The organism is Blautia sp. OF03-15BH, from assembly GCF_003463065.1.
Taxonomy (GTDB): domain Bacteria; phylum Bacillota; class Clostridia; order Lachnospirales; family Lachnospiraceae; genus Limivivens.
In genome coordinates this window covers 21476-29816 of sequence record NZ_QSCM01000007.1, presented here as the reverse complement: position 1 = coordinate 29816, position 8341 = coordinate 21476, and the positions used below count along the sequence as shown (strand labels likewise).

At 46.5% G+C, this 8341-nt stretch carries 6 protein-coding genes and 1 tRNA gene; 2 read left to right on the top strand and 5 right to left on the bottom strand.

The genetic code is table 11. From position 1 onward, the window contains the following. Positions 1-474: 474 nt before the first annotated feature. The gene (locus DXA57_RS09170; RefSeq protein WP_117766843.1) at positions 475-1176 is read left to right on the top strand and encodes an anaerobic ribonucleoside-triphosphate reductase activating protein; all 702 of its coding nucleotides are present in this window, start codon (positions 475-477) and stop codon (positions 1174-1176) included. Between the two features lie 33 nt (positions 1177-1209). Here DXA57_RS09170 and DXA57_RS17185 read toward each other — a convergent pair whose 3' ends face one another. Continuing rightward, on the bottom strand, positions 1210-2385 hold the full coding sequence (locus DXA57_RS17185) for a hypothetical protein (protein WP_158571278.1): 1176 nt from the start codon (positions 2383-2385) through the stop codon (positions 1210-1212). 46 nt (positions 2386-2431) lie between these two features. Beyond that, the gene (locus DXA57_RS09150) at positions 2432-3085 is read right to left on the bottom strand and encodes a hypothetical protein (RefSeq protein WP_147345676.1); all 654 of its coding nucleotides are present in this window, start codon (positions 3083-3085) and stop codon (positions 2432-2434) included. 432 nt (positions 3086-3517) lie between these two features. Here DXA57_RS09150 and DXA57_RS09145 point away from each other — a divergent pair, with 432 nt between their 5' ends. Beyond that, entirely contained in the window at positions 3518-4147 is a 630-nt protein-coding gene (locus DXA57_RS09145) for an HAD family hydrolase (RefSeq protein ID WP_117766835.1), read from the top strand. An 86-nt stretch (positions 4148-4233) separates the two neighbouring features. On the opposite strand, the gene DXA57_RS09140 is transcribed toward DXA57_RS09145, so the two are convergent. The 3 genes from DXA57_RS09140 to DXA57_RS09130 all read right to left on the bottom strand — a co-directional run bounded on the left by DXA57_RS09140 (position 4234) and on the right by DXA57_RS09130 (position 8288). After that, a tRNA-Gly gene (locus DXA57_RS09140) sits at positions 4234-4304 on the bottom strand. A gap of 85 nt (positions 4305-4389) precedes the next feature. Continuing rightward, a complete protein-coding gene (locus tag DXA57_RS09135; protein WP_117766833.1) occupies positions 4390-4857 on the bottom strand; it encodes an NUDIX domain-containing protein in 468 nt (155 codons plus the stop codon). 20 nt (positions 4858-4877) lie between these two features. Further along, positions 4878-8288, bottom strand: a complete 3411-nt coding sequence (locus tag DXA57_RS09130) for a DEAD/DEAH box helicase (RefSeq protein ID WP_117766831.1) — start codon at positions 8286-8288, stop codon at positions 4878-4880. Positions 8289-8341 lie beyond the last annotated feature (53 nt).

Below are 8341 nucleotides of genomic sequence, written 5' to 3'. Positions count from 1 at the left end.
TTGGTACTTTTCTATTATATGATGATACTAGGGTCAAAAGGTCATGCGTTTCATGCTTGCATGAAAAAGCATGACTTCTTGACCCGCAAAACACCGAAAAGTAGCCATTTTTCGTAGAAAAATAAGCGGATTTGAGGTGTTTCAGGATTGCGGGAGCATGAAATGCGGAGCAATCTGTGTATCATTGGGGTCAAAAGGTCAAAAAGTCGTTCCTAATAGTACCTGATATACGTTATGTTGTCAATCCACTATATTCTCGCCTCTCATCATATAGAGGAAAAAATATTTTTCAGCAATCATCGTCACAAAAGATTTTGAGATTCCTTGCGTTTTTGAGGAAAACGTATATACTAATCGATGATGCCTGCTTTAACTTTTAAAACAGATAACTCACATGATTGGGTTAAAGATCACATTACCCTATTGGAAAGGAGACGGTTTGTTTCAAGATCACTGGAAACAAACTCTGTTATTATGCCTATACATGGATTTCAAACACTGACTCTGCTGGATTATCCCGGCTATACTGCCGCAACGGTCTTTCTCGGCGGCTGCAATTTCCGCTGTCCCTTCTGTCAGAATGCCGGTCTGGTCCTTCACCCGGAAAAAGAACCGGTGATCGCTGAGGAGGATGTACTCGCTTTTTTGAAAAAAAGACGGCGTGTACTGGACGGCGTCTGTATCACCGGTGGAGAACCCACACTGGCTCCAAAACTCCCGTCACTGATCCGTTCCATCAAAGAACTGGGCTATCTTGTCAAGCTGGATACCAATGGTACGCACCCTGCCGTTGTCCGCAGACTTGCGGAAGAAAAGCTGATCGATTATGTAGCCATGGATATCAAAAGCTCCCGGGAGCATTATGACCGGCTGGCCGGAAGCAGCAGTGAAAAGCTGCTGTCTGCCGTAGAAGAAACGGCTGCTTTCCTTATGAACGGAAGTCTGGATTATGAATTCCGTACCACGGTCGTCAGAGAGCTTCATGAGGAGGAGGATTTTGAAAAGATCCGCGACTGGCTGGCCGGCTGTAAACGCTATTATCTTCAGGCTTACAAGGATTCCGAGCATATCCTGAAGCCGGACAGTTACAGCAGCTACAGCCGTGAAGAACTGGAACACTTTGCCGGGATCCTGCGCAAAAAAATCCCCCTGGTGGAGATCAGGGGAATCGATTAAGACTCTATGTTTTTAAAAAATGACGTGATTTTTCTATAACACCCGGCACCAGTAGCCACGGCAGCTTCCCGGCACCTTCTCTTTGCTTTCCTTAAAAACCGGAAAGCCAAAGGAGACCGCCATTTGTTGTTCTTTGCCGGAATAAGTTCCGGGAACTGCCAGAAAGAAGTTTCCATCTATTGCTTTTCCAAACAAAAGATGATGGTAATTGTAGTAACCATGGTAAATAAAACTGTTTCTGGCTGCACTCCAGTTTTTGCAGCAGAAAAAATGCAGTTCCCGTGGTGTGATCAAAATGGCGTCAAGTACTTCTCCCTCCAGGAATGGATTTCTGTGGGCAAAAGCCGGCGCCAGGCGGTTCCAGAGGCTGACATAGCGCTCCGGCGGTTCTTCTTCACCTGTTTGTTCTTCTGTTTGTTCTTCTGTTTGTTCTTCTGTTTGTTCTTCTGTTTGTTCTTCTGTTTCTTTCTCTGTTGTAATTGTCTCTTCTGTTTCTTTTTCTGTTTTTTCCTCTGCTTCTGTCCCTGCAAGAAGTTCTGCTTCCTGCGCCCGGACACCATTGATCGGCTTTTCGCTGCCTGATGCAGCCAATGCGGCAGAAGACTCACTTTGTACAGAATATTCACTAATTGGTTTATTCGTCTGGTGTTTTGACGGCTCTTCAGGCTCTTGTTTCTTTGATTCAGGTGCTTCCGGCTCCGGTTTCTCTGATTCAGTTACTTTCGGCTTGGCCGTTTCCGGTTCAGACTTCTCTAGCTCCGGTTCTGTTATGTTCTCTGCGTCCGCTGTGTCCTTTTCCTCCTGTATCTCAATCTCCAGTTCCATCCTCGTCACCGGTTCCTCATCCCAGACGGTGATATAATTTTCTCCCGGCTCGCCTTTGATCCAAAGCCCGGAAAGCTGATCCAGAGCATAACCGCTTTCCATAAGATCCTCTGTATCTGTTTCCACCTTAAAGAAATACTGCAGCCGTGCCTGTGTGCCGGAAGACCTTTCCATTTCTCCAAGAAAGATTCCTGAAAGCTTTTCCCCTTTTCGTAAAAAACCATAAGCATCCAGACTGCCTTCCCGTTTTCCATCGGTTTCCATCTGAATGCTTATTTTTAAATTTCTTCCTCTGGCCTCTGCCTTAGCAAAGCCTGTATTTTTCTCTTTTTTACCATTCCTGTATGCATAAATGTACGAGATAAAACGCCTGTAAGCAGCCAAAACCATCTCTCCTGCTGTTTTCTCAAGGCTACTATATGCACCACTCTTATCTTTTATTCTTGCACATCCCGATCAGTTTTTCTCTGGAAATATCATCTGTCTTTGCCAGATATCGGTTCATGCTCATCTGCATTTCCATAGCCTGACGAAGAGGCGTGACAGAAGCTTTTCTGCGTCCGGATGCCAGATGAATACGAAAGGCTACTCTGGAAGCGTTTTTGATGTGAAGCCCCTTTTCATCCGCCTTTGGAAAACCATCTGCCTTCAGTTCTCCTTTTCCGATGAGAAAAACACCTTTTTTTTCTTCTTCAAAATAGAATCCGCCCAGATTATAGTTCCGGTAAGCCTGCTTTTCTGACGGTTCCACCTTTGCCGTCAGATTCAGACAGGTCGTTTCCGCTGTAATTTCATAATAAAAAAGTTTTTCTTTCTGTGAGGCAAATGCCAGAATTTTTACCGGGGTTTCTTTGTATACAAACTCGGTATACAAGATTTTCCTGTCTTCATCCACATATCGCTGATAGCCGGAAACCAGTTCCAGATCAAGACGGATCTTCAGATCTGCTGCCCAGCCAAACGCAGTTTCTTTCAAGCTGATCTTCTCCGTCGGAAGGCTGCCGTAATCTTTGATACTCCCCATTCGGCTGCTGCTTTGCCAGGCTCCGTTTTTATTCCCGGCCTGCTGTGTACTTCTTCTCATAATCCCCTTCTCCTGTTTTTCTGTTTTCTTGTAACTGTTCAGAGCCAGGCAGATTTTCATGCAAAAGTGTGAGTCATGCTTGCATGAATGAACACTTTTACAGGGAAATCTATTTGGCGGCTACGCCACACCGACGAAATGCGTAGCATTTTGGAGGTGCTTCTGAACAGTTACGTTTTCTTGTAGAATTGCGAGAGCTGCTTTGCAATTTGTAGCATCATTATATCATCCTGTCAACGCGGAAGTAAAGCGGGCATTCGCAATGTTCTGCTGCGTTGCCGTCGATGGAGCAGAAACTTAATTTTCACTGTACTAGGTCCCGCAATCATGATACACTGAATGGAATGAATGAAATTTTTCCGGGATCTGGTATAGCAGAACGTGTTTTTGTTCCGGAAATCATATATGCACAGATAAGGAGATAAGATCGATATGTTAGACGGACTGATTTTTGATGTGGACGGAACCTTATGGGATTCCACGGATCTGGTAGCCAAAGCGTGGAACTACGTACTAGAAACAGAAACGACGCTTCCGGCAGATATAACCGGTGAGCTTCTGAAAACTCTTTTTGGGAAACCTATGGATGAGATCTGTCTCAAGATTTTCAAAGGAATTCCGGTAAGTGAACATCCGCATCTGGGTGATATCTGTTTTCAGAAGGAAAACCAGCTTCTTTACCAGGACCCGGTTCCCCTTTATCCACAGATCCTGGAAACATTCCAGGAGTTGTCCACACGCTGCCCCCTTTTTATTGTGAGTAACTGTCAGAAAGGCTATATTGAAGCCCTTCTGGATACCACACCGCTGAAGCCTTATGTCACCGGCCATCTCTGCTATGGTGATACCAACTGCCAGAAGGATGTGACGATCCGCCGGCTGATGGAACAGTATGGCCTGAAAAAGGTCTTCTATGTAGGCGATATCCAGGGAGACGCCGACGCCTGCAACAAAGCAGATGTTCCCTTTATCCTGGCTGATTACGGTTTCGGAAACGTGCCGGATCCGGCTTATCGCATCCGGGAGCCGAAGGAACTTCTGACACTTCCGATCTGGAAGTAAGGCAATGTTTCGATGAAAAAAGAGCCCTGAAAGGATTTTTCTTTTCAGAGCTCTTTTTCATTACCATAGTCAATGGCATAGAAAAAAGCGGGTGATGGGAATCGAACCCACGTATCCAGCTTGGAAGGCTGGTGTTCTACCATTGAACTACACCCGCATAAGAAATATTCTGTTTCGAACATGGAGTATTCTAACACAGGTTCATCTGGTTGTCAAATCTTTTTTTTAAAAAACAGAAAAGCTCATACAAATCCGTAAAAGCTGTATTCTCCATACCTGGTAGTACCTTTATAGTCAATGTGACTCATCTGTTTTCCGGAAAGAGCACTTTGGATCAGCTTTTTGGTAAGATCCGGAACGTCTTCCCGTACCAGAGCCTCCTTTACATCCACCCAGAGCACTTCGCTGTTCTCGTCCCCGTCAGAAACAGCCCTGCCGCCCTTGTATTCTGCCCGGAATGCCACATACCAGTCCTTCTGATTGAAACGGATACCGATGACATCCACAGGTTCCACTTCCACGCCGGTTTCCTCAAGATATTCTCTTTTCAGGGCTTCCTGAGGACTTTCCTGCCACTTCACATAACCTCCCGGTACGATCAGCTTTCCTTTTCCCGGCCCGTAGGTATGACGGGCCAGGAGCACCTTTCCTTCTCTGATCACGATCCCGGTCACAGACTGGGACCAGTTTGTATTCTCTTCTGCTGCCATAGTTATCTCTCCTCTGTCGTTTACTGATCCTGAAAAAGCTTCAGAAGCTCTTCCCTGTCAAAAAGAATACTTCCCATCTCTTCTCCGGAAAGCACCTGATCAGCCAGTTCTTTTTTCTTCTGCTGAAGCTCCAGCACTTTCTCTTCTATCGTATGTTCTGCCACCAGCTTATAAACCGTGACCACCCGCTTCTGACCAATACGGTGTGCCCGGTCTGTCGCCTGGTTTTCTGCCGCCACATTCCACCAGGGATCGTAGTGGATCACCATATCCGCTCCGGTAAGATTCAGCCCCGTTCCCCCGGCTTTCAGAGAAATACAGAATACGGAGGTTTCATCCTGATTGAATTTTTGCATGAGCTCCATCCGCTCCTTCTTCGGAGTAGATCCGGTAAGGCTGTAATAGGAAATCCCTTCTTCATCCATGCGTTTTTCCAGGATATTCAGCATAGAAGTAAACTGGGAAAAAAGCAGGATCTTATGACCGCCGTTCACTGCGTTATTCAGAAGTTCCATACAAAGTTCCACCTTTGCCGCTCCTTCGTTATAATCCTGATAAATCAGTTCCGGATCACAACAGAGCTGCCGAAGTCTGGTAAGTTCCGCCAGAACCTGCATCCGAATGCTGCCAAATTCCTCATTACTTCCGCTTTCCAGCATAAATTTCAATCTCTGGACATGAGCGTCGTAAAGTTTTTTCTGTTCCCCGGCAAGCGGAATGGGAATGCATTTTTCAATCTTATCCGGAAGATCCGAAAGGACTTCTTTTTTGAGCCTGCGTAAGATAAAGGGGCGGATCATTTTCTGGAGATCTGCCATGGCTTCTTCGTTTTCTTTTTTCATAATGGGCGCTTCAAAGGTCTTTTTAAAATGCTCATAAGAATAAAGGAAGCCGGGCATCAGATAGTCAAAAATACTCCAGAGCTCGCTCAGGCGGTTTTCCACCGGTGTTCCTGTCAGAGCCAGCTTCATCTGGGCGGAGACTGATTTCACTGCCCGGGCGCCCTTGGTTCCGGCATTTTTTATATACTGTGCCTCATCAATGACTTCGCAGAAAAAATCCTCTTCTTTATAAAGTTCCTGATCCCGGCGCATGGTTTCATAGGAGGTCACCAGGATCTCTCCAGGCCGGCTGTTTTTCAGGATTTCTGTCCGTTCCTCCACACTTCCTGCCAGAACACGCACCGGCAGGGCAGGTGCAAATCTGCGGATCTCGCTTTCCCAGTTGTACACCAGAGAAGCCGGGGAAATGATCAGGCTCCGTTTCGTCTCCCCTTCTTCAAAGGAGGACAGGAGAAAAGCGATCACCTGCAGGGTTTTTCCAAGTCCCATATCATCTGCCAGGATTCCGCCAAAGCTGTTCTGACACAGCGTTTTCAGCCAGAAAAACCCTTTTTTCTGATAGCCGCGGAGAACCTTTTTCAGAGAATCGGGCAGTTCAAAATCGCTGTCCTCCACACTCTTCATATTCCGGATCAGACTTTTATAAGACCGCTCCCGGTCCACGGAGATTCCCTGTTTCTCCTTCAGCTGCTCATCCAGATACAGTGCACGGTACCGGGGTGCCTCGATCTCTCCGCTTTTCAGTGTTTTTTCCGACACCTGAAGGGCTTTCAGCATATCGCTGACGGAATTTAAACTCTCCTGGTCATACTGGATAAACTCTCCGTTTTTCAGCCGGTAATATTTTTTCTTCCGATCATATTTAGACAGAAGTTCTGCCAGTTCTGTCATGGGAAGTTCTGTATCCAGGGTCAGATTCAAAAGATTTCCGGCAACAGACAGCCCGACATTGATCTGAGGCAGCGGCCGGATCTTTACCGCCTTCATTTTATCCGAAATAAAAACCTCTCCCACTTCTTTCAGCTGAGACAGTTTTTCTGTCAGAAATTCATAGCAGTCTTTTTCTCCGTTCAGTGCCATTTCTCCCATTGCTTTATCATAGGCCGTAAAAAATGCTGCTGCCCGCTCCCGCGTCTGGCGCTCTTCCTTCCAGCTGCGCTTTGTTTTTCCGGAAAGACTTTGTTCCTGACCGGAAAAGATCGGATAGCGTTCCTCTCCATAGAGTGCATAACCTTTACAAACGATCAGATCCCGCTGAGGCATGTCCAGATAAAACTGAAATTCCGGAGTATCCGGCAGAAAAGCCTCCAGTGCAGTCTGCATCTTCACCGGTATCGCCTTTTTCAGTTCCGGAAGGATCTCCTCCAGAACAATGGGAAGATCTCTCCCGGAAATGTTACAGCCATTCTGTGTGCTGTCCTCCACCAGACAGAAAAAGCCAAGTGCTTTTCCGAAAAGAGCCTTATCTACCCGGCGGATCATCCCTTCTTTCGGAAAGTACAGGTACTTTTCCCCCTCCATGTGGATGTAGCGGCGCATGGTAAAAATGGCACCATCCGCTTTTTTCTTCAGCACAGCCCCAAAATCCGGCATCTCATCTTTGATCGCCCAGACTTCTGCCTGACAGCCCAGAAAACTTCCGTAAAAAACCTCTCCTTCCAGAAGTTCCATGAGTTCATCCATATGACTCTTATCGATCTCCAGTTCATTTTCTTTTCTCATCTGATAGCCATAGTAGTAGGAGGTATGATACCGATACGACTGCTCCGAAGGCATCAGCCTGCGGATAAAAGCCAGCCACTGCCTGGATTTTTCGGTAAAAGCCTCTTCCCGGTGGACAAATTCCAGCTTTTTTCCGTATTGATAATTGCTTTCTGCTGCCACACGGTTCAACAGTTCTCTGAGATCCTTTAAGACATACTTCTGGGTAATCCCAATCTTAAAGGTAACTCTCAGCTGATCTCCGATATAGGAGAGATGCGGTTCCAGGATCACTTCTCCCTTCACCTGCTTCATCGGATTCTGGCTGTCACTCAACAAATACGGCCGGAGCAGCTCCTGAAGTCCCGGAGTGCTCTCCAGTTTTTTTTCGGAAACTTGTTTTCTCTGCAGGACCGGAGTCATCGGTTCCGTTCTTTGTACCATATCAGAACCTTTAAAGACACCAAGCGCGTGCAAGAGTTCGTCTAATTCCGGATTTCCGCTGGTCTTTGCGTCTCTGTCCGGCCCCCGCCTGCTTTCATAAACGGAAAAAGGGAGAGCGTCATCCAGACATTTTTGCCTGCACTCCGGCTCATTCTGATGGATCAGGCTTAAAAGTGTCGCCACACAATGCTTGCACATACCGGAAAAAGAACTGTTTGCCGGGCATTCACAATCATAATCCAGAATTTTATCCTCTGACTCATCCATCAGAAGTTCGACCTGATAAGTCCTGTTTCCGCTTCCCTGTACCCGTGAACGGATCAGGATCCGTTTTCCCTGATCCGTTTCTTCCATTTCCAGCACGCCACCCGCATTGTACAGACGGGAGCCTCTTTTATATGTCGCGTCATAAACTTTCTTTCGAAGTTTCGCTTCTGTCAGCATGCTTTTTCTCCTTCTTTTCTATCAACGGACATTTTGGATCCGCGTTTACTTCT

What these genes read in the sequence shown, in the direction of transcription:
- DXA57_RS09170 (WP_117766843.1), top strand. Translation starts at nt 475, where the DNA reads ATGCCTATACATGGATTTCAAACACTGACTCTGCTGGATTATCCCGGC.
- DXA57_RS09150 (WP_147345676.1), bottom strand. Translation starts at nt 3,085, where the DNA reads ATGAGAAGAAGTACACAGCAGGCCGGGAATAAAAACGGAGCCTGGCAA.
- DXA57_RS09145 (WP_117766835.1), top strand. Translation starts at nt 3,518, where the DNA reads ATGTTAGACGGACTGATTTTTGATGTGGACGGAACCTTATGGGATTCC.
- DXA57_RS09135 (WP_117766833.1), bottom strand. Translation starts at nt 4,857, where the DNA reads ATGGCAGCAGAAGAGAATACAAACTGGTCCCAGTCTGTGACCGGGATC.
- DXA57_RS09130 (WP_117766831.1), bottom strand. Translation starts at nt 8,288, where the DNA reads ATGCTGACAGAAGCGAAACTTCGAAAGAAAGTTTATGACGCGACATAT.